Source organism: Pseudomonas sp. Je.1.5.c, from assembly GCF_051129895.1.
Lineage (GTDB): Bacteria > Pseudomonadota > Gammaproteobacteria > Pseudomonadales > Pseudomonadaceae > Aquipseudomonas > Aquipseudomonas urmiensis.
Map to the genome: position 1 here is coordinate 112,641 of NZ_JBCPSP010000011.1, position 18,673 is coordinate 131,313.

The following is an 18,673-nucleotide window of genomic DNA, read 5'->3' on the forward strand; positions in this document are numbered from 1 at the left end:
CATTAACTTTCGTATTTGACAATCATTATCATTGGGAATAGCTTGTCGACCGTCGTTGGAAGCATGCAGTTACAGGTTGCTTCCTTTCCTCAGAGAACAAGGTGATTTCCATGGCGGAACAACTATCCACAAGTAAGTGCGATTCACCATTACTCCAAGCATTCGTCGACAACCGCAACATCCTGGTCAAAATTGCCGCGCGCATCACCGGCTGCCGTTCGCGTGCCGAAGATGTGGTACAGGATGCCTTCTTTCGGCTCAGCGCAGCGCCGCAGATCACCTCCTCGTTCAAGGCTCAGTTGAGCTATCTGTTCCAGATCGTGCGCAACCTGGCGATCGATCACTACCGCAAGCAGGCGATGGAGCTGAAGTACTCCGGCAGTGAGGAAGAAGGCCTCAACGTGGTGATCCAGAACGCCTCGCCGGAAGCCACCCATATCAACCTGGCGGCCCTCGAACACATTGCCGAGGCGCTCAACGAGCTGCCCCAGCGCACCCGCTACGCCTTCGAGATGTACCGCTTGCACGGCGTACCGCAGAAAGACATCGCCAAAGAGCTCGGCGTCTCGCCGACCCTGGTCAACTTCATGATCCGCGATGCCCTGATCCACTGCCGCAAGACCGCTACCCGTCACTGAGCTGCGGCAAGCACAAGCTGCAAGAAAAAGCCGCACACCGCACCGCTTCTACTTGCAGCTTGCCGCTCCAAACTTGCAGCTCGAGCCGCTAGGCGAGCGTGCAGTGATCGAAGAAACGCTCGCGCCCCAGGATCATCAGTGCCGCGCGCTTGTGCGGAAAATCGAACTCCTTCTCGCAGTGAAAGCACTGATCGTGCATGTAGCCGATCATCTTGGCGTTGTCGGCCCGCGGCTCGGCTACCACCCGCTGGGTGCGCGGGTCATCCAGGAACAGGTAATGCACCAGCGCCGACATCCAGCTGGCGACCTTGTGCGGCCCGCGATGGTTTTCTTCACCTACCAGCATGTGGATGCCGCGGTCATAGTCCTCGGCTGGGTAGAACGGCGCGATGCGGTCTTCCTTGGCCCAGTAGGCTTCGAAGTAGGCGAACGGCTGATCATCGAAGCAGCCGATCAGGGTGAGGGTATGGGGGTCGGCTTCAAGTTTGCTCAAGTACTCGCGGTGCTGCTCGAGGCTGCCCTGCTCCTGCCAGAAGTGCGCCACTCGCGGGTTGTTCTGCCAGCGGTTGTAACGCTCAAGATCGTGCTCGATCTCAAGCGTGCGCAGCGACACCCAGGCCCCCAGGCGTGCATCGAAACGTCGATACACTTCACCGCGTGGCTTGGGTGCTCGTAGCGGGTGGCGCTTGCCGTTGCTGATGTGCATTTGCTGGGGATAGACGCCGTCATGCGACTCGCCCAACCACGGCTGGGGCAACTGCCAGAACAACGTGCGTTCGCTGCGGTACACGCCGGCGTCTTCGGTCGCCAGCAACAGGCCGCTGGCTTGGGCTTGCGCCAGCGGATCGCTCAGGTGCCAGTGCAGGCGCTGGCATGCAGGGTCGCGCGCAAACAACCAGTAGCAGGCAGCCCACAGCGCCTGCTGGCGGCGCTCGCCACAGATCGCTTGCACGTGCACCTCAAACACCTCGCCGGGCACCAGCCGGAGCTGGATCAGCGGGCGTCCTTCAAGGGTCAAACTCAGCCGACAGTCGCCCTCATCGGCACTCAAACTGCGCCAACGTGGCAGGGACAGCGGCTGTGAAGCGGCATCGAACGGCATGGTCTTGGCTCACCGGAAATGAAAGAGAGGCTCACTCCTGAAACGTGGCCACTGCCGGCTAATTTAGTCGACGGGGGCTGCGACGGTGATTCGGTAGGGCTGAAAAATGCGCAATAGCTCGCCATTTTCACGCAGGCGCCGCATGAGTTGCGCGAAGGCCTGGGGGCTGATCGGCGCTTGCGGTCGCAGCAAGGCATAGTGATGGTAGACCTGGTCGACCCGCTCGGAAGCCATCAATTGGCTGCGGCTGTCGGGGTTACGTGCCAGGAAATCGCTGAAGAACGAGCGCGTGACCAAGGCAATATCGGCCCGCCCGCGCTGGACCATCGACAGGTTGCTGTCATGCGAATAGGTCAGCGTCGCGCCGTAGGTCTGGCGCAGGTAATGCGGATCGGAGTTGAACTCGGCGAAGGCGTAGTGATAGCCGTTGTACAGGGCCAGGCGCTTGCCGCGCAGGTCCTGGAAATACTGCTGATCGCGGCTGCCTTGCTGGTGGGCGACGAAAATCTCGGCATCTTCAAGGCCCATGTCTACCGCCTGGTAGGCAATTTGCTGCCAACCCCATTTGGGGTTCTCGAAGATCGCCATGTCGGTGCGGCCTTGCTGGAAATCACCAAAGCGGCGCTGGATCGAGGTGGGCACCAGGACGAAGCGATAATCATCTTGCAACGCGTTGAGCGCCTCGGCCAGTTGTGCCAGCAAGCCACTTTCGCCGCCCTGCTCGGGGCGCACGGTATAAGGCGGGAAATGCGCCGCACCGATCCTCACCTCGACCACCGCCGCAGCCTGGCCTGCTGCGCCCAGGCACAACGCGGCCAAGCTCAGCAAGCAGGACACGGCCTTGAGGCTGGGGGCTGGAGTCAAGACGAGACACTCATCACGGTATGCGACCTTAATGCGCCTAAGCTAGGCGTTTTCACAGGCGTACACAACCGCCGGATATGCCAAAGTGCCAGGGGATGTCGGACGCCGCAGACTTTGGCTACTCTCTAGCGAGACTTGCGAGGGAGCCTGGCATGGGCCATTGGTTGGTGATCGACCTGGAGGCTACCACCGACGACGGTGGTTGGCCGGTCACGGAGATGGAAATCATTGAAATCGGCGCGAGCCTGGTAACCCGTGAAGGCCGCGAGGTTGACCACTTCCAGTGCTTCGTCAAACCGAAACGGCGACCGCAATTAACGCCCTTTTGCCGTGAGCTGACCCATATCAGCCAGGCTGATGTGGATGCTGCTGCGTGTTTCAAAGAGGCCTGGGCGCAATTCGAAGGCTGGCTTGGCCAGCAGGCGCAAGATCTGCAAGCCTGGGTCAGCTGGGGTGACTATGACCGCAGGCAACTGCTACAGGAGTGGCATGACTACAAAGTGCGCAGCATTCTCCAGGAGCTGCCGCACATCAACCTCAAGCAGCGCTTTGCCAAGGCGCGGCACTTGCAGCGCCCGGCTGGCCTGAACAGTGCCCTGCAACTGGCTGGCCTGCAGTTCACTGGCCAGCAGCATCGGGCCCTGGAAGATGCGCGTAATACCGCGCGTTTGCTACCGCTGAGCTTGCCTGTCGAAGGCACCTGAAAGCAGATGACGACGGGGCAGGCCTTGGGCATACTGGCCAGCCCTTTTTCCATCGCTTTTTCAGGAGTCGCCCATGTTCAAGGTCAATGAATACTTTGATGGCACCGTCAAGTCGATCGCCTTCACCGGTAGCGAAGGCCCGGCCACCGTTGGCGTCATGGCCCCGGGCGAATACGAGTTCGGTACGGCCAAGCGCGAGATCATGCACGTGGTTTCCGGCGCGCTGAACGTCAAGCTGCCAGGCAGCGACAACTGGGAAAACTTCACCGCTGGCAGCCAGTTCAATGTGCCGGCCGACAGCAAGTTCCAGCTCAAGGTAGCGGTTGAGACCGCTTACCTGTGCGAGTACCGCGACTGATTGTCGTCATAGGGGCTGCTTTGCAGCCCATCGCTGGCTTGCCTGCGATGGGCCGCAAGGCGGCCGCAAAATGCGCTAACCAAGAAACGCCGCAATTCGCTCAGCCGCCGTCTGCAAAAGCCCCTCATGGGTCAAGCCCGAGGCCTTCAATGGCTTAAGGTCATGGTCCGCCGCCCCCAGCCAGCAAACCTCGATCGCTGGCGACAGCTCATAGCCCTCGACCGCCTCGCGGTTACCCAAGGCATCGCGTTCGCCCTGAATGATCAAGGTCGGCGTGCGCAGCCCGGCCAAATGCTCGACCCGCGGCTTCTCGGGTTTGCCCACCGCATAGAACGGATAACCCAGGCACACCAGTGCATCGGCCTCAAGCTCATCGGCCAGCAAACTGGCCATGCGCCCGCCCATCGACTTGCCGCCAATGGCCAGCTTGCCCGTGACCAAAGGTCGCACCTGCCGGTACACCTCGCGCCAGCATTGCAGTAACACCTTCTGCGGGTTGGGCGGGCGTTTGCCGCCCGTTAGCCGCCGCTCGGCCATGTAGGGGAATTCAAAGCGCACCACCGCTACCCCTTGTGCCGCCAGCCTTTGCGCCATGTCCTGCATAAACCCGCTGTCCATCGGCGCGCCCGCGCCATGGGCCAGGATCAGACCACCCACATAGCCCTGTTCGCCGCCCATTTGCGCAGGATCGCAGCGCAAGCCTGGGACATTTGCCACTTGCGCCCATTGATCCCCGTCAATACCGGCACTTTGCCCATTAATCATGCTTGCCTCGCTGTTTAGCCTGCCTATAACCGTGGATGGGAACCCATACATGAACACAACAACCAGTACCGCCTATAACTACAAGGTGGTCCGCCAATTCGCCATTATGACGGTGGTGTGGGGAATCGTCGGGATGGGGCTCGGCGTTTTCATCGCCGCTCAACTCGCCTGGCCCGCCCTCAACTTCGACCTACCGTGGACCAGCTTCGGCCGCCTGCGACCGCTGCATACCAATGCGGTGATCTTCGCCTTCGGCGGCTGCGCGCTGTTTGCCACCTCCTATTATTCGGTGCAGCGCACCTGCCAGACCACCCTGTTCGCACCAAAACTGGCGGCGTTCTCGTTCTGGGGCTGGCAGCTGGTGATTGTGCTGGCGGCCATCAGCCTGCCGTTGGGCTATACCAGCTCCAAGGAATACGCTGAGCTGGAATGGCCGATCGACATCCTGATCACCATCGTCTGGGTGGCCTACGCGATCGTGTTCTTCGGCACGCTGATCAAGCGCAATACCAAGCACATCTACGTCGGTAACTGGTTCTTCGGTGCGTTCATCCTCACCGTGGCGCTGCTGCACATCGTCAACAACCTGGAAATCCCGGTCAGCCTGACCAAGTCCTACTCGGTGTATGCCGGGGCCACCGACGCCATGGTCCAGTGGTGGTACGGGCACAACGCGGTGGGCTTCTTCCTGACCGCAGGCTTCCTGGGGATGATGTACTACTACGTGCCCAAGCAGGCCGAACGCCCGGTGTATTCCTATCGCCTGTCGATCGTCCACTTCTGGGCGCTGATCACCCTGTACATCTGGGCAGGCCCGCACCACCTGCACTACACCGCCCTGCCCGACTGGGCGCAGTCGTTGGGCATGGTCATGTCGCTGATTCTCCTGGCCCCGAGCTGGGGCGGCATGATCAACGGCATGATGACCCTGTCGGGGGCCTGGCACAAACTGCGCAGCGACCCGATCCTGCGCTTTTTGGTGGTGTCCCTGGCGTTCTACGGCATGTCGACCTTCGAAGGGCCGATGATGGCGATCAAGACGGTCAACGCCCTGTCGCACTACACCGACTGGACCATCGGCCACGTCCACGCCGGCGCCCTGGGCTGGGTTGCGATGATCTCGATCGGCGCGCTGTACCACACCATTCCCAAGATCTACGGCAAAGAGCGCATGTACAGCCTGGGCCTGATCAACGCGCACTTCTGGCTGGCGACCATCGGCACCGTGCTGTACATCGCCTCGATGTGGGTCAACGGCATCGCCCAGGGCCTGATGTGGCGCGCGGTGAACAGCGACGGCACGCTCACCTACTCGTTCGTCGAGACCCTGGTGGCCAGCCACCCAGGCTTCATCGTGCGCTTCGTCGGTGGTGCGATCTTCCTCAGCGGCATGTTCCTGATGGCCTGGAACACCTGGCGCACGGTGCGCGCACCGGCCGCCGTCGCCGCCCCTGCGAACGCCCAGCTGGCCTGAGGAGACAAGCCTGATGAAACATGAAGTCATCGAGAAAAACGTCGGCCTGCTGGCACTGTTGATGGTGTTCGCCGTCAGCATCGGCGGCCTGACCCAGATCGTCCCGCTGTTCTTCCAGGACGTCACCAACAAGCCGGTCGAAGGCATGAAGCCCTACACCGCGTTGCAGCTCGAAGGCCGCGACATCTACATCCGCGAAGGCTGCGTGGGTTGCCACTCGCAGATGATCCGCCCATTCCGTGCCGAGACCGAGCGCTACGGCCACTACTCGGTGGCCGGTGAAAGCGTCTGGGATCACCCGTTCCTGTGGGGCTCCAAGCGCACCGGCCCGGACTTGGCCCGGGTGGGTGGACGCTACTCGGACGACTGGCACCGCGCGCACTTGTACAACCCGCGCAACGTGGTGCCGGAGTCGAAGATGCCGTCCTACCCATGGCTGGTCGCGCACCAGGTCGACAACAGCCATACCGACACCAAGATGCGTGCCCTGCGCACCCTCGGCGTGCCGTACAGCGACGCCGACATCGCTGGCGCCCGGGACGCGGTCAAAGGCCACACCGAGATGGACGCGTTGGTGGCGTACCTGCAGGTGCTCGGCACCGCGATCAAGAACAAGAGGTAAGCGATGGAACTGTCAATCGACATCGGCATGATCCGCGGCCTGGGCACCCTGGTGGTGATGATCGCCTTCATCGGCCTGAGCCTGTGGGTTTTCAACCGTCGCCGCGACCGTGATTTCGCCGAAGCGCGCCTGCTGCCCTTCGACGATGACCGCCTGCCCCCCGCCGGGCAGGAACCTGCCATGAGGAGCACCCAGCAATGACCACCTTCTGGAGTACGTACATCAGCGTACTGACCCTCGGCAGCCTGATCGGCCTGACCTGGTTGCTGCTCGGCACCCGCAAGGGCCAGAGCAAGGACACCACCGACCAAACCATGGGCCACGCCTTCGATGGCATCGAGGAGTACGACAACCCGTTGCCCAAATGGTGGTTCTGGCTGTTCGTCGGCACCCTGGCCTTTGGCGTCGGCTACCTGATCCTGTATCCGGGCCTGGGCAACTGGAAAGGCGTACTGCCCGGCTATCAGGACGGCTGGACGCAAGTGAAGGAATGGCAGAAGGAAATGGACAAGGCCGACGCCCGCTTCGGCCCGATCTTCGCCAAGTTCGCCGCCATGCCGGTGGAGGAAGTGGCCAAGGATCCGCAGGCGCTGAAGATGGGCAGCCGGCTGTTCGCCTCCAACTGCTCGGTGTGCCACGGCTCGGACGCCAAGGGCGCCTATGGCTTTCCCAACCTGACCGACAAGGATTGGCGCTGGGGCGGCGAGCCGGAAACCATCAAGGCCTCGATCATGGGCGGCCGCCATGGCGTCATGCCGGCGTGGTCCGAGGTGATCGGTGAGCAGGGCGTAGCCGATGTGGCGGCGTTCGTGCTGACCCGCATGGATGGTCGCAGCCTGCCGCAAGGGGTCAAGGCTGATCCGCTCAAGGGCCAGGAGATCTTTGCCGCCAACTGCGTGGCGTGTCATGGGCCTGAAGGCAAGGGCACGCCAGTGATGGGCGCGCCTGACCTGACTCACCCACAGGCGTTCATCTATGGGTCGAGCTTTGCCCAGCTGCAACAGACCATTCGCTATGGTCGCCAGGGGCAGATGCCGGCCCAGGAAGAGATTCAGGGGCATGACAAGGTGCATCTGCTGGCCGCTTATGTGTACAGCCTGTCGCAAGAGGAGCCTGCTGAGACTGTAACCGCCAAGTAATCGCCGCAAGCCTTATCGCGGGGCAAGCCCGCTCTCACGCACAACGTGGGAGCAGGCTTGCCCCGCGATGCGTTTCCCCCCTCCCCCTTGCACCCCCCTCGAACAGAACTAAGCTTGTTGCCCAAGTGACCGCGCATCGTGCGCCGGTCTGCGACGCGGCGCATGGCCTGACGCTGCGCAGAACTTTGGAACGCTTTACCTACGGCTTTGGGATGATGTCTTGCGTGCCCTGGCCCTCGAAAAAAAGCTTGACCGATCGATCAGAAAAAGGTGAAAAACGGTACACATTACAAATATTTATTTGTGTACAATCCTCCGAACCCGACAACCGCGGGACGGCGGTGAGAGGGCCTGGACACGGGTCGGCGCAAGGATCCTTGCGTTGCCATAACCCTAGGGGTTACCGATACTGGCGCCGATTTTTCAACCAACAAGAACTACCCAAACCGTGGAACCTTAGAATGAGCACAGCAATCAGTCCGACTGCTTATAACTATAAGGTCGTCCGCCAGTTCGCCATCATGACGGTGGTCTGGGGGATCCTTGGCATGGGCCTGGGCGTCTTCATCGCCTCGCAACTGGTATGGCCGCAGCTTAACCTGGACCTGCCATGGACGAGCTTCGGACGCCTGCGCCCACTGCACACCAACCTGGTGATCTTCGCCTTCGGAGGCTGTGCACTGTTCGCCACATCCTACTATGTGGTGCAGCGCACCTGCCAGACCCGGCTGATCTCCGACAGCATGGCCGCCTTCACCTTCTGGGGTTGGCAGGCGGTGATCGTCGGTGCGCTGATCACCCTGCCGATGGGCTACACCACCACCAAGGAATATGCCGAGCTCGAGTGGCCGATCGCGATCCTGCTGGCCATCGTCTGGGTCACCTACGCGCTGGTGTTCTTCGGCACCATCGTCAAGCGCAAGACCAAGCACATTTATGTTGGTAACTGGTTCTATGGCGCGTTCATCGTGGTCACCGCGATGCTGCACATCGTCAATCACATCTCGCTGCCGGTCAGCCTGTTCAAGTCGTATTCGGCGTATGCCGGCGCAACCGACGCGATGATCCAGTGGTGGTACGGGCACAACGCCGTGGGCTTCTTCCTGACCACGGGCTTCCTGGGCATGATGTACTACTTCGTACCCAAGCAAGCCGAGCGGCCGATCTACTCCTATCGCCTGTCGATCGTCCACTTCTGGGCACTGATCACCCTGTACATCTGGGCCGGCCCGCACCACCTGCACTACACCGCCCTGCCTGACTGGGCGCAGTCGCTGGGCATGGTCATGTCGATCATCCTCCTGGCGCCCAGCTGGGGCGGCATGATCAACGGCATGATGACCCTGTCGGGAGCCTGGCACAAACTGCGCACCGACCCGATCCTGCGCTTTTTGGTGGTGTCGCTGGCGTTCTACGGCATGTCGACCTTCGAAGGGCCGATGATGGCGATCAAGACAGTCAACTCGCTGTCGCACTACACCGACTGGACCATCGGCCACGTCCACGCTGGCGCCCTCGGTTGGGTTGCGATGATCTCGATTGGCGCTGTGTATCACATGATTCCCAAGCTCTACGGCCGGGCGCAGATGCACAGCGTCGGGCTGATCAACGCGCACTTCTGGCTGGCGACCATCGGCACTGTGCTGTACATCGCCTCGATGTGGGTCAACGGCATCACCCAAGGCCTGATGTGGCGCGCGATCAACGATGACGGCACGCTCACCTACTCGTTCGTCGAGGCGCTGCAGGCCAGCCATCCGGGCTATATCGTCCGCGCCCTGGGCGGTGCGTTCTTCGCCTCGGGGATGTTGCTGATGGCCTACAACGTGTTGCGCACGGTACGTGCCGCTGATGCCACGCAAGCGGAAGAAGCCGCCAAGATCGTCGTCGTGGGAGCCCACTGATGAAGCATGAAGCAGTCGAGAAGAATATCGGCCTGTTGGCCTTCTTCATGGTCATTGCCGTGAGCATTGGCGGCCTGACCCAGATCGTCCCGCTGTTTTTCCAGGACGTCACCAACAAGCCGGTCGAAGGCATGAAGCCGCGCACTGCGCTGGAACTGGAAGGGCGCGATATCTATATCCGCGAAGGTTGCGTGGGTTGTCACTCGCAGATGATTCGCCCGTTCCGCGCCGAAACCGAGCGTTATGGCCACTATTCGGTGGCCGGTGAAAGCGTCTGGGATCACCCGTTCCTGTGGGGCTCCAAGCGTACCGGTCCGGACTTGGCCAGGGTGGGTGGGCGCTACTCCGATGACTGGCACCGCGCGCACCTGTACAACCCGCGCAACGTGGTGCCGGAGTCGAAGATGCCGTCCTACCCGTGGCTGGTCGAGCACAAGCTCGACGGCAAGGACACCGCGAAGAAGCTCGAAGTACTGCGCACCCTGGGCGTGCCGTACACCGACGCCGACATTGCCGGCGCCGCCGACGCGGTCAAGGGCAAGACCGAGATGGACGCCCTGGTGGCGTACCTGCAAGGGCTTGGCACCATCATCAAGAGCAAACGGTGACGCTGATGGATATCGGAATGATCCGCGGCCTGGGCACCGTTGTGGTGATGGTGGCCTTTGTCGGCCTGGCCCTGTGGGTGTTCAACCCACGGCGCAAGAAGGAGTTCGACGAAGCCACCCAACTGCCCTTCGCGGACGATCCCGAGGCCAGCCGGCACGTCGAGCAAGCGCACGCTAAAGCGCAAGAGAAAGCTTCTGGGAGCAAACAAGAATGACAACCTTCTGGAGTCTGTACGTCACAGTCCTGACGTTGGGCACTATCTTCGCCCTGACCTGGCTGTTGCTGTCGACCCGCAAGGGCCAGCGCGAAGAGGTCACCGACGAGACCGTCGGGCATGCCTTCGACGGGATCGAGGAATACGACAACCCGCTGCCCAAGTGGTGGTTCTGGCTGTTCGTCGGCACCATCATCTTCGCCCTCGGCTACCTGGTGCTGTACCCCGGCCTGGGCAACTGGAAAGGCGTGCTGCCAGGCTACAGCTACCTGGATACCGACAAGCAGACCGAGTTCGCCAACGGCGAGCCAGGCTGGACCGGCGTGCATGAGTGGGAAAAAGAAATGGCCAAGGCCGATGCCCGCTTCGGGCCGATCTTCGCCAAGTTCGCCGCCATGCCGATCGAAGAGGTGGCTAAGGATCCTCAAGCGCTGAAAATGGGCGGGCGGCTGTTTGCCTCCAACTGCTCGGTGTGCCACGGCTCCGACGCCAAGGGCTCGTATGGCTTCCCCAACCTGACCGACAAGGATTGGCGCTGGGGTGGCGAGCCGGAAACCATCAAGACCACCATCATGAATGGTCGTCACGGGGTGATGCCGGCCTGGGCCGAGGTCATTGGCGAGCAAGGCGTGGCCGATGTCGCCGCCTACGTACTGACCAATCTGGACGGGCGCAAGCTGCCGGAAGGGATCAAGGCCGATGCTGCCAATGGCCAGAAGATCTTCGCCGCCAACTGCGTCGCCTGCCACGGGCCTGAAGCCAAGGGTACGCCGGCCATGGGTGCGCCTGACCTGACCCATCCGCAGGCATTCATCTACGGCTCAAGCTTCGCCCAGTTGCAGCAGACCATCCGCTATGGCCGCCAAGGCCAGATGCCGGCCCAGGCTGAGCTGCAGGGCAATGACAAGGTGCACCTGCTGGCGGCCTACGTCTACAGCCTGTCGCACCAGGAGCAAACCACCGAGCAAGCCGAGTGATCTTGCGCAACGGCCCTGCCGCTTCCAACCGGAAGGGCCGTTGCGGATTCGACCGAGCCCGGCAATCGCACCCTTACAGGAACAGCTTCCGGCTTCTGCCCCGTCACTCCCCTCTCAACACTCCCTCCAGCCAGGCGTACCGCCTGACTTACCAAGAGGGAGCTTGCATGACTGATCTGGATCGACGCTTCGAAACCGTTCTGCCGCCCAAACGGCCTGGCCGCCATGGCAACCGCGCTACACCGCGCGCGTTCGTCTTCGCCTCAGACCCCCAGTACCCGTGGACGCCAGCTTCGGATTTGAACCTGGAGCAAAGCGCTGCCGACCGGGACCAGGAATCGGCGCAACTGATCAACCAGCAGTACGCCAATATTGCCGACTACCGCACCCATATGGGCGGCACGGCAATACCGGTGATGATCAACGGCGACATGACGGCCTATGGGCACGGCTGGCAACGCAAGGTGCTGTATCCGATCCTTGAGCGGCACTTGCAGGACAATTACTACTTCGGCCTGGGCAACCACGATTACGAGAACAACACGACCTTCAACAACGGTGCCGCCCGCGACAGCATCCTGGACCTGATCGATCACCACCGTGAGCGGGTCGACACCATGGACATCAGCGCCATTACAGATCTTCAGCAGACCCATTACAGCGGCAGCCTGGCCTACAGCATGAATTTCGGCAGGGTTCGCCTGATCCAGCTCAATAACGAACCCACCTATGAGCTGGGCTTTCAAAGCGGTTGGGCCTGGCCGCTCGAGCATCGCCATCGCTTCGATATCAGTGGCTCGTTGCAGTGGCTCGAAGGCCAATTACAGGAAGCCTACGATAGCGGGCAGATCATCCTGCTGAACCTGCATAAGCCCAACGAATGGGCCAGCCAAGAGGAACGCAACCGGTTCCGCGCGATGATTGCGCACTACCGCGTCGATGCTGTCTTTGCCGGGCACCTGCACCGCGAGGCTGGTCGTTTTTATCGAGACACGAGGGCCGTTGGCTCAATCCCCCTCTACCTGAGTGGCTCAGCCTCGCAGAGCACCTACCTGGTCGCAGAACTAAACGACAGCGCCGACAGCCTGAGCGTACGCCTGGTGCGAGGCAACGACTGGCGCTCAGCCGAGGAGATCGACCAGCTGCAACTGTATAAGCCATGAAGGCAGCAACTAAACGCAATGTTCATGTGGACTGTCAATTGATCCACATCAAATGAACAGCGCATACACCAACCCAGCACTTTACCCAATGCGACCAAAAGTCGCAGGGTGAACCTAGGCGCCACGACGGGCGTATCATGCTCGCAGGCGCCTACTACACCTGACCGCGGCCGGCATGCACTGGCCGCGGCATTTACCACTGCCGTGGGACTTGATGATGAGCAAGCAAATTCCGGTACATGATGTCACCCCGCCTGCCAAACAAGGAAAGGACTCTGTCGACCTCTACGCTGCCCGTGAAAAAATCTACACCCGTGCCTTCACCGGAGTGTTCCGCCGCCTGCGCATGGTCGGCGGTGCTGTCCTGTTCCTGCTCTACTTCGGCACCGTGTGGCTGAACTGGGGCGGTCACCAGGCAGTCTGGTGGAACCTGCCTGAGCGCAAGTTCTACATCTTTGGTGCGACCATCTGGCCGCAAGACTTCATCCTGCTCTCCGGGATCCTCATCGTCGCCGCTTTCGGCCTGTTCTTCATCACCGTGTTCGCCGGCCGCGTCTGGTGCGGTTACACCTGCCCGCAGAGCGTCTGGACCTGGATCTTCATGTGGTGCGAAAAGGTCACCGAAGGCGACCGCAACCAACGCATGAAACTCGACCGCGCACCGATGAGCGCCAACAAGCTGCTGCGCAAGACGGCCAAGCACAGCATGTGGCTGCTGATCGGCTTCGTCACCGGGGTGACCTTCGTCGGCTACTTCTCGCCCATTCGCGAACTGGTGATTGAGTTTTTCACCGGCCAAGCCGACGGCTGGGCCTACTTCTGGGTTGGTTTCTTCACCCTGGCCACCTATGGCAATGCCGGCTGGCTGCGCGAGCAAGTGTGCGTGTACATGTGCCCATATGCGCGCTTCCAGAGCGTGATGTTCGACAAGGACACGCTGATCGTCTCCTACGACCCGCGGCGCGGCGAAACCCGTGGCCCACGCAAGAAAGACCTCGACTATAAGGCCAAGGGCCTGGGCGACTGCATCGACTGCACCATGTGCGTGCAGGTCTGCCCGACCGGCATCGACATCCGCGACGGCCTGCAGATCGAGTGCATCGGCTGCGCGGCGTGCATCGACGCCTGTGACAGCATCATGGACAAGATGAACTACCCCAGGGGCCTGATCAGCTATACCACCGAACACAACCTGTCGGGCCAGAAGACCCACCTGGCCCGCCCGCGCCTGATCGGCTATGCGCTGGTGTTGCTGGTGATGATCGGCGCCCTGGCCACAGCCTTCGCCACCCGCTCGCTGGTCGGTTTCGATGTCAGCAAGGACCGCGTGCTGTACCGCGAGAACGCCCAGGGGCGGATCGAAAACGTCTACAGCCTCAAGGTGATGAACAAGGATCAGCGCGACCACGTCTACGTGCTCGACGCCACTGGCCTGCCGGATCTGAAGCTTGAAGGCCACCGCGAGATTCGCGTTGCCGCCGGTGATATCGTCAGCCTGCCGGTGCAGTTGTCGGTTGCCCCCGAGCAGTTGCCCTCGACCACCAACGAAGTCATGTTCATCCTCAGGGACGCCGACGACAACGGCACCCAGGTTGAAGCCAAGAGCCGTTTCATCGGCCCGCAAATACGCTAAGGAATCGCTGCATGCCTGCCACCGCCACCAGCCCCTGGTACAAGCACCTCTGGCCATGGATCATCATCGCCATCCTGACCACCTCGGTGTGCCTGAGCCTGACCATGGTCAGCATTGCCGTGCGCAACCCGGACAACCTGGTCAACGACAACTACTACGAAGCCGGCAAAGGCATCAACCGCTCGCTGGACCGCGAGCTGCTGGCGCAGACCCTCAACCTCAAGGCGCGGGTGTACCTGGACGAGCTGACCGGCGAAGTCGAGCTGCGCCTGACCGGTAACAGCGATCCGCAGACGCTGGAATTGAACCTGATCTCGCCGACCCAGCCGAACAAAGACCGCAAGGTAACGCTGGCACGCAGCGAGCCGGGGCGCTATGTCGGCCAGTTGGATGACAAGGTCGAGGGGCGGCGTTTCGTCGAGCTGCTGGGCAGCCAGGATGGTCATGTCTGGCGCTTGTTCGAGGAGGAAAAGGTCGAGCATGGGCTGACCCTGGAGCTGGGTGACGAGGCCCTGCAAGGGGCTGAGCGTCACCAGTGAGTAATGCCATGAGCTCGGCTTGCGTACATCACCGCGTGGGCACGGGACACGTGGGAGCTGGACACGTGGGAGCGGGCTTGCCCCGCGATAGCGTCAGTCATGACCACGGGCGTGTCAGAACTGACGCTATCGCGGGGCAAGCCCGCTCCCACGCGCCTCGCTTCCACGACCCTCGCTCCGACGAGCCTAGCTTCCACGCGCCTAGCTCCCACGCGAGCTGCATGCGCGTCCTCCAAAGCAAATTGTGCAAGGCAGTAGACCTGTGACCCAGCCCACCCCCTGCTACCACTGCGCCCTACCCGTCCCTGCCGGCAGTCGCTTTAGCGCCGTGGTCCTTGGTGAACCCCGCGCATTCTGCTGCCCCGGTTGCCAGGCGGTGGCCGAATCCATCGTTGCCGGCGGCCTTGAGCACTATTACCAACACCGCAGCCAGACCAGCGCCAACCCCCAAGCCCTGCCGCAACAGTTGCAGGATGAACTGGCGCTGTACGACCGCAGCGATGTACAACAGACCTTCGTGCACCATGCCGATGACCTCGCCGAAGCGACGCTGATGGTCGAAGGCATCAGCTGCGCCGCCTGTGGCTGGCTGATCGAAAAGCACCTGCGCAACCTGGACGGGGTCGCCGATGCGCGACTCAACCTGTCCAACCATCGCTTGCTGATCAGCTGGGACGACCGCCAACTGGCCCTGTCCAAGCTGATGGCCGAGCTGCGCCACATCGGCTATGCCGCCCACCCGTACCAGCCCGACCAGGCCGCCGAGCAACTGGCCCGGGAAAACCGCAGCGCCCTGCGCCGCCTGGGCGTGGCTGGCCTGCTGTGGTTCCAGGCGATGATGGCGACCATGGCTACCTGGCCCGAATTCAACATCGACCTGAGTGCTGAACTGCACACCATCCTGCGCTGGGTCGCACTGTTTCTCACCACGCCGATCGTCTTCTACAGCTGCGCACCATTCTTCAAGGGCGCTGCTCGCGACCTTCGCACCCGCCACCTGACCATGGACGTTTCAGTCTCGCTGGCCATCGCCCTGGCGTACTGCGCCGGGATCTGGACGGCAATCACCGGCAGTGGCGAGCTGTACTTCGACACCGTCGGCATGTTCGCGCTGTTTCTGCTTACTGGCCGCTACCTGGAGCGCCGCGCCCGCGAACGCACCGCCGCCGCCACCGCGCAACTGGTCAACCTGCTGCCCAGCTCCTGCCTGCGGCTGGACCGCGACGGGCGCAGCGAGCGCATCCTGCTGGCCGAGCTGCAACGGGGCGACCAGGTACAAGTGCTGCCCGGCGCGGTGATTCCCGCCGATGGGCGGATCATCGAAGGCCGCTCGAGCATCGACGAGTCGCTGCTGACCGGCGAATACCTGCCGCTGGCGCGGCGCGTTGGCGACCGGGTGACGGGGGGCACGCTCAATGTCGAAAGCACCCTCACTGTCGAGGTCGAGGCGCTTGGCCAGGAAACACGCCTGTCAGCGATTGTCCGGCTGCTGGAGCGCGCCCAGTCGGAGAAACCGCGCCTGGCGCAGATCGCCGACCGCGCCTCGCAGTGGTTCTTGCTGTTCACCTTGGTCGCCGCAGCCGCTATCGGCCTGCTCTGGTGGCAACTGGACGCGTCGCGGGCATTCTGGATCGTCCTGGCCATGTTGGTCGCGACCTGCCCCTGCGCGCTGTCGCTGGCTACCCCGACTGCACTGACCGCTGCTACCGGCACCTTGCACAAGCTCGGTTTGCTGGTCACCCGTGGCCATGTGCTGGAAGGGCTGAACCAGATCGACACGGTGATCTTCGACAAGACCGGCACCCTCACCGAAGGCCGCCTGGCGCTGCGCAGCATTCGCCCGCTGGGCGCGCTCGCTGCCGACCGCTGCCTGGCGCTTGCCGCTGCGTTGGAAAACCGCTCCGAACACCCCATCGCCCGCGCCTTCGGCCGCGCTGCGCAGCCTGCCGAGCAAGTGCAGAACGTGCCAGGCTTGGGCCTTGAGGGCGCCGTCGACGGCCAGCGCCTGCGCATCGGCCAGGCCAGCTTCGTCTGCGCCCTGAGCGGCGCTGAAATACCTGTCGTACCCGAGCCGCGTGGCCAGTGGCTGCTGCTCGGCGACCGCCAAGGCCCACTGGCCTGGTTCGGCCTGGACGATCGCCTGCGCGAGGATGCCAAGGATCTGCTCGACGCCTGCAAGGCGCGCGGCTGGCAGACACTGCTGCTGTCAGGCGACAGCTCGCCGATGGTCGCCGAAGTGGCCGCACAACTGGGCATCGACCAAGCCATTGGCGGCCTGCGCCCGGACGACAAACTGGCACGCCTGCGCGCGCTGCAGGCCGAAGGGCGCAAGGTGCTGATGCTCGGCGACGGGGTCAATGACGTGCCGGTGCTGGCCGCAGCCGACATCAGCATCGCCATGGGCTCGGCCACTGACCTGGCCAAGACCTGCGCCGATGCGGTGCTGCTGTCCAATCGCCTGCAAGCGTTGGCGCAGGCCTTCGACCTGGCCCGCCGGACCCGGCGTAATATCCTCGAGAACCTGCTGTGGGCGACGCTGTATAATGGCCTGATGCTGCCGTTTGCCGCCCTGGGCTGGATCACCCCGGTCTGGGCTGCCATCGGCATGTCGCTCAGCTCGTTGATCGTGGTGCTCAATGCCCTGCGCCTGACCCGGCTCAAAGACGACGCCTTATCGCCGGGCAAGCCCGCTGCCACGCTGCAATCGCTGGCCTGAACCGCCCCGCGATGACAGTTATTGAAGGATGACCGTATGCCTGCCCTCTACATCATGATCCCCGCAGCCCTGCTGATCGTTGGTGTGGCCGTGTACATCTTCTTCTGGGCGGTGGACAGCGGCCAGTACGACGACCTCGACAGCCCCGCGCACAGCATCCTGTTCGACGACCAGGACCCACAGCACCAGGCTGCGGTCAAAGCCGATGGCGACACGCCCAAAGACGAGGACCAAACCCCACGTGGCTGACCTGCTTCCTCTGCTTGGCTCAGCCCTGGTACTCGGCCTGCTCGGTGGCGGCCACTGCCTAGGCATGTGCGGCGGCCTGATGGGCGCCTTGACCCTGGCCATCCCTCCAGAACAACGCAGCCGGCGCCTGCGCCTGCTGCTGGCCTACAACCTCGGGCGGATCCTTAGCTACACCTGCGCAGGCCTGCTGGTCGGCCTGGCCGGTTGGGCGGTGGCCAGCAGCCCGGCGGCCCAGGGGCTGCGGGTGGCGGCGGCGTTGCTGTTGATCGCAATGGGCCTGTACCTGGCCGGTTGGTGGAGCGGGCTGACCCGCATCGAAGCTCTTGGGCGCGGGCTGTGGCGGCATATTCAGCCGCTGGCCACGCGGTTGTTGCCGGTATCGAGCTTGCCCCGAGCGCTGCTGCTCGGCGCACTGTGGGGCTGGCTGCCCTGTGGACTGGTGTACAGCACCCTGCTGTGGGCGGCGAGTCAGGGCAATGCCGGCTACAGCGCGGCGCTGATGCTGGCGTTTGGCCTGGGCACCTGGCCGGTGTTGCTGGCCACAGGGCTCGCCGCAGAGCGGGTCAACGCCCTGCTACGCCGACGCAGCGTACGCATGGCCGGTGGCTTGCTGGTGATCATGTTTGGTTTGTGGACACTGCCAGGGCCGCATCAGCACTGGCTGATGGGCCATTGATCCACGCTCAACCCAAGAGCCTGTTTCCTTCCATTTCAAGCAACAGCACTTAGAGAAATTTCCCACGCCAGCATCAGACCGGTCTGCTTTTGATCGGGAAGCCCTTCCTTGCACCATCGCTCCCCAACGGATGCCCTGCCCCGCCAGGAGCCATCCCGGCCCATGGATCGGCGATGCAGGAAGCCAAGATGCTCTCTCAACAGGATGTGCGCTTTACCTCCAGTAGCGTTGACGACAGTGCCTTCGCTGTCGTCCGGGTCACACCCGCCCGCTCGGCCACGGAGCACAGCCGATGAGCGCCGCCCCTTCAACTCACCGCGAAGTGGC

At 62.6% G+C, this 18,673-nt stretch carries 21 protein-coding genes; 17 read left to right on the forward strand and 4 right to left on the reverse strand.

Going from position 1 to position 18,673, the window contains the following annotated elements; genetic code table 11:
* The first annotated feature begins 110 nt into the window (after positions 1–110).
* Positions 111–638 carry an RNA polymerase factor sigma-70 gene (locus AAZU54_RS11445; protein WP_186555671.1) on the forward strand — a complete coding sequence of 176 codons (528 nt, stop codon included), beginning with the start codon at positions 111–113 and terminating at the stop codon, positions 636–638.
* Positions 639–726: 88 nt separating this feature from the next.
* On the opposite strand, the gene AAZU54_RS11450 is transcribed toward AAZU54_RS11445, so the two are convergent.
* Together AAZU54_RS11450 and AAZU54_RS11455 are read right to left on the reverse strand one after the other, a co-directional pair.
* A complete protein-coding gene (locus AAZU54_RS11450) occupies positions 727–1,740 on the reverse strand; it encodes a GNAT family N-acetyltransferase (RefSeq protein ID WP_434727173.1) in 1,014 nt (337 codons plus the stop codon).
* A gap of 63 nt (positions 1,741–1,803) precedes the next feature.
* Positions 1,804–2,604 carry a substrate-binding periplasmic protein gene (locus AAZU54_RS11455; RefSeq protein WP_392465284.1) on the reverse strand — a complete coding sequence of 267 codons (801 nt, stop codon included), beginning with the start codon at positions 2,602–2,604 and terminating at the stop codon, positions 1,804–1,806.
* A 152-nt stretch (positions 2,605–2,756) separates the two neighbouring features.
* On the opposite strand from AAZU54_RS11455, the gene AAZU54_RS11460 reads away from it, so the two are divergent.
* Positions 2,757–3,308: an exonuclease domain-containing protein gene (locus AAZU54_RS11460; RefSeq protein WP_434727174.1), complete on the forward strand. Its 552-nt coding sequence runs from the start codon at positions 2,757–2,759 to the stop codon at positions 3,306–3,308.
* Positions 3,309–3,381: 73 nt separating this feature from the next.
* Entirely contained in the window at positions 3,382–3,666 is a 285-nt protein-coding gene (locus AAZU54_RS11465; RefSeq protein WP_186555667.1) for a pyrimidine/purine nucleoside phosphorylase, read from the forward strand.
* 75 nt (positions 3,667–3,741) lie between these two features.
* On the opposite strand, the gene AAZU54_RS11470 is transcribed toward AAZU54_RS11465, so the two are convergent.
* Positions 3,742–4,431, reverse strand: a complete 690-nt coding sequence (locus AAZU54_RS11470) for an alpha/beta family hydrolase (RefSeq protein WP_434727175.1) — start codon at positions 4,429–4,431, stop codon at positions 3,742–3,744.
* 49 nt (positions 4,432–4,480) lie between these two features.
* Between AAZU54_RS11470 and ccoN (AAZU54_RS11475) the strand changes: the two genes are divergently transcribed.
* The 14 genes from ccoN (AAZU54_RS11475) to AAZU54_RS11540 all read left to right on the forward strand — a co-directional run bounded on the left by ccoN (AAZU54_RS11475) (position 4,481) and on the right by AAZU54_RS11540 (position 18,346).
* Positions 4,481–5,905 carry a cytochrome-c oxidase, cbb3-type subunit I gene (gene ccoN, locus AAZU54_RS11475; protein WP_186555666.1) on the forward strand — a complete coding sequence of 475 codons (1,425 nt, stop codon included), beginning with the start codon at positions 4,481–4,483 and terminating at the stop codon, positions 5,903–5,905.
* A 13-nt stretch (positions 5,906–5,918) separates the two neighbouring features.
* Positions 5,919–6,527 carry a cytochrome-c oxidase, cbb3-type subunit II gene (gene ccoO / locus AAZU54_RS11480; protein WP_186555665.1) on the forward strand — a complete coding sequence of 203 codons (609 nt, stop codon included), beginning with the start codon at positions 5,919–5,921 and terminating at the stop codon, positions 6,525–6,527.
* Between the two features lie 9 nt (positions 6,528–6,536).
* Entirely contained in the window at positions 6,537–6,728 is a 192-nt protein-coding gene (locus AAZU54_RS11485; RefSeq protein ID WP_186555787.1) for a cbb3-type cytochrome oxidase subunit 3, read from the forward strand.
* Complete coding sequence (gene ccoP, locus AAZU54_RS11490; protein ID WP_186555664.1) at positions 6,725–7,666, forward strand: cytochrome-c oxidase, cbb3-type subunit III; 942 nt, start codon at positions 6,725–6,727, stop codon at positions 7,664–7,666. The genes AAZU54_RS11485 and ccoP (AAZU54_RS11490) overlap by 4 nt, the downstream gene beginning before the upstream one ends.
* 461 nt (positions 7,667–8,127) lie before the next feature.
* A complete protein-coding gene (ccoN, locus tag AAZU54_RS11495; RefSeq protein WP_186555663.1) occupies positions 8,128–9,570 on the forward strand; it encodes a cytochrome-c oxidase, cbb3-type subunit I in 1,443 nt (480 codons plus the stop codon).
* Positions 9,570–10,178 (forward strand): cytochrome-c oxidase, cbb3-type subunit II, encoded by a 609-nt coding sequence (gene ccoO / locus AAZU54_RS11500; protein WP_186555662.1) that lies wholly within the window; start codon positions 9,570–9,572, stop codon positions 10,176–10,178. The genes ccoN (AAZU54_RS11495) and ccoO (AAZU54_RS11500) overlap by 1 nt, the downstream gene beginning before the upstream one ends.
* A 5-nt stretch (positions 10,179–10,183) precedes the next feature.
* Entirely contained in the window at positions 10,184–10,393 is a 210-nt protein-coding gene (locus AAZU54_RS11505; RefSeq protein ID WP_264235134.1) for a cbb3-type cytochrome oxidase subunit 3, read from the forward strand.
* Positions 10,390–11,370 (forward strand): cytochrome-c oxidase, cbb3-type subunit III, encoded by a 981-nt coding sequence (ccoP, locus tag AAZU54_RS11510; protein WP_186555661.1) that lies wholly within the window; start codon positions 10,390–10,392, stop codon positions 11,368–11,370. The genes AAZU54_RS11505 and ccoP (AAZU54_RS11510) overlap by 4 nt, the downstream gene beginning before the upstream one ends.
* 167 nt (positions 11,371–11,537) lie before the next feature.
* Positions 11,538–12,533: a metallophosphoesterase family protein gene (locus tag AAZU54_RS11515; RefSeq protein ID WP_186555660.1), complete on the forward strand. Its 996-nt coding sequence runs from the start codon at positions 11,538–11,540 to the stop codon at positions 12,531–12,533.
* A gap of 217 nt (positions 12,534–12,750) precedes the next feature.
* Positions 12,751–14,166 (forward strand): cytochrome c oxidase accessory protein CcoG, encoded by a 1,416-nt coding sequence (ccoG, locus tag AAZU54_RS11520; protein ID WP_312154991.1) that lies wholly within the window; start codon positions 12,751–12,753, stop codon positions 14,164–14,166.
* Positions 14,167–14,177: 11 nt separating this feature from the next.
* The gene (locus AAZU54_RS11525) at positions 14,178–14,705 is read left to right on the forward strand and encodes a FixH family protein (protein WP_186555658.1); all 528 of its coding nucleotides are present in this window, start codon (positions 14,178–14,180) and stop codon (positions 14,703–14,705) included.
* Between the two features lie 262 nt (positions 14,706–14,967).
* The gene (locus tag AAZU54_RS11530) at positions 14,968–17,421 is read left to right on the forward strand and encodes a heavy metal translocating P-type ATPase (RefSeq protein ID WP_434727176.1); all 2,454 of its coding nucleotides are present in this window, start codon (positions 14,968–14,970) and stop codon (positions 17,419–17,421) included.
* 36 nt (positions 17,422–17,457) lie between these two features.
* Positions 17,458–17,670, forward strand: coding sequence for a cbb3-type cytochrome oxidase assembly protein CcoS (gene ccoS / locus AAZU54_RS11535; protein ID WP_186555656.1), 213 nt, complete (start codon positions 17,458–17,460; stop codon positions 17,668–17,670).
* Complete coding sequence (locus tag AAZU54_RS11540) at positions 17,663–18,346, forward strand: sulfite exporter TauE/SafE family protein (RefSeq protein ID WP_405129291.1); 684 nt, start codon at positions 17,663–17,665, stop codon at positions 18,344–18,346. Before ccoS ends, AAZU54_RS11540 begins: the two co-directional genes overlap by 8 nt.
* A 35-nt stretch (positions 18,347–18,381) precedes the next feature.
* Here AAZU54_RS11540 and AAZU54_RS11545 read toward each other — a convergent pair.
* Positions 18,382–18,673 (reverse strand): hypothetical protein (locus AAZU54_RS11545; protein WP_434727177.1); only part of this gene is annotated, 292 nt, incomplete at its 5' end.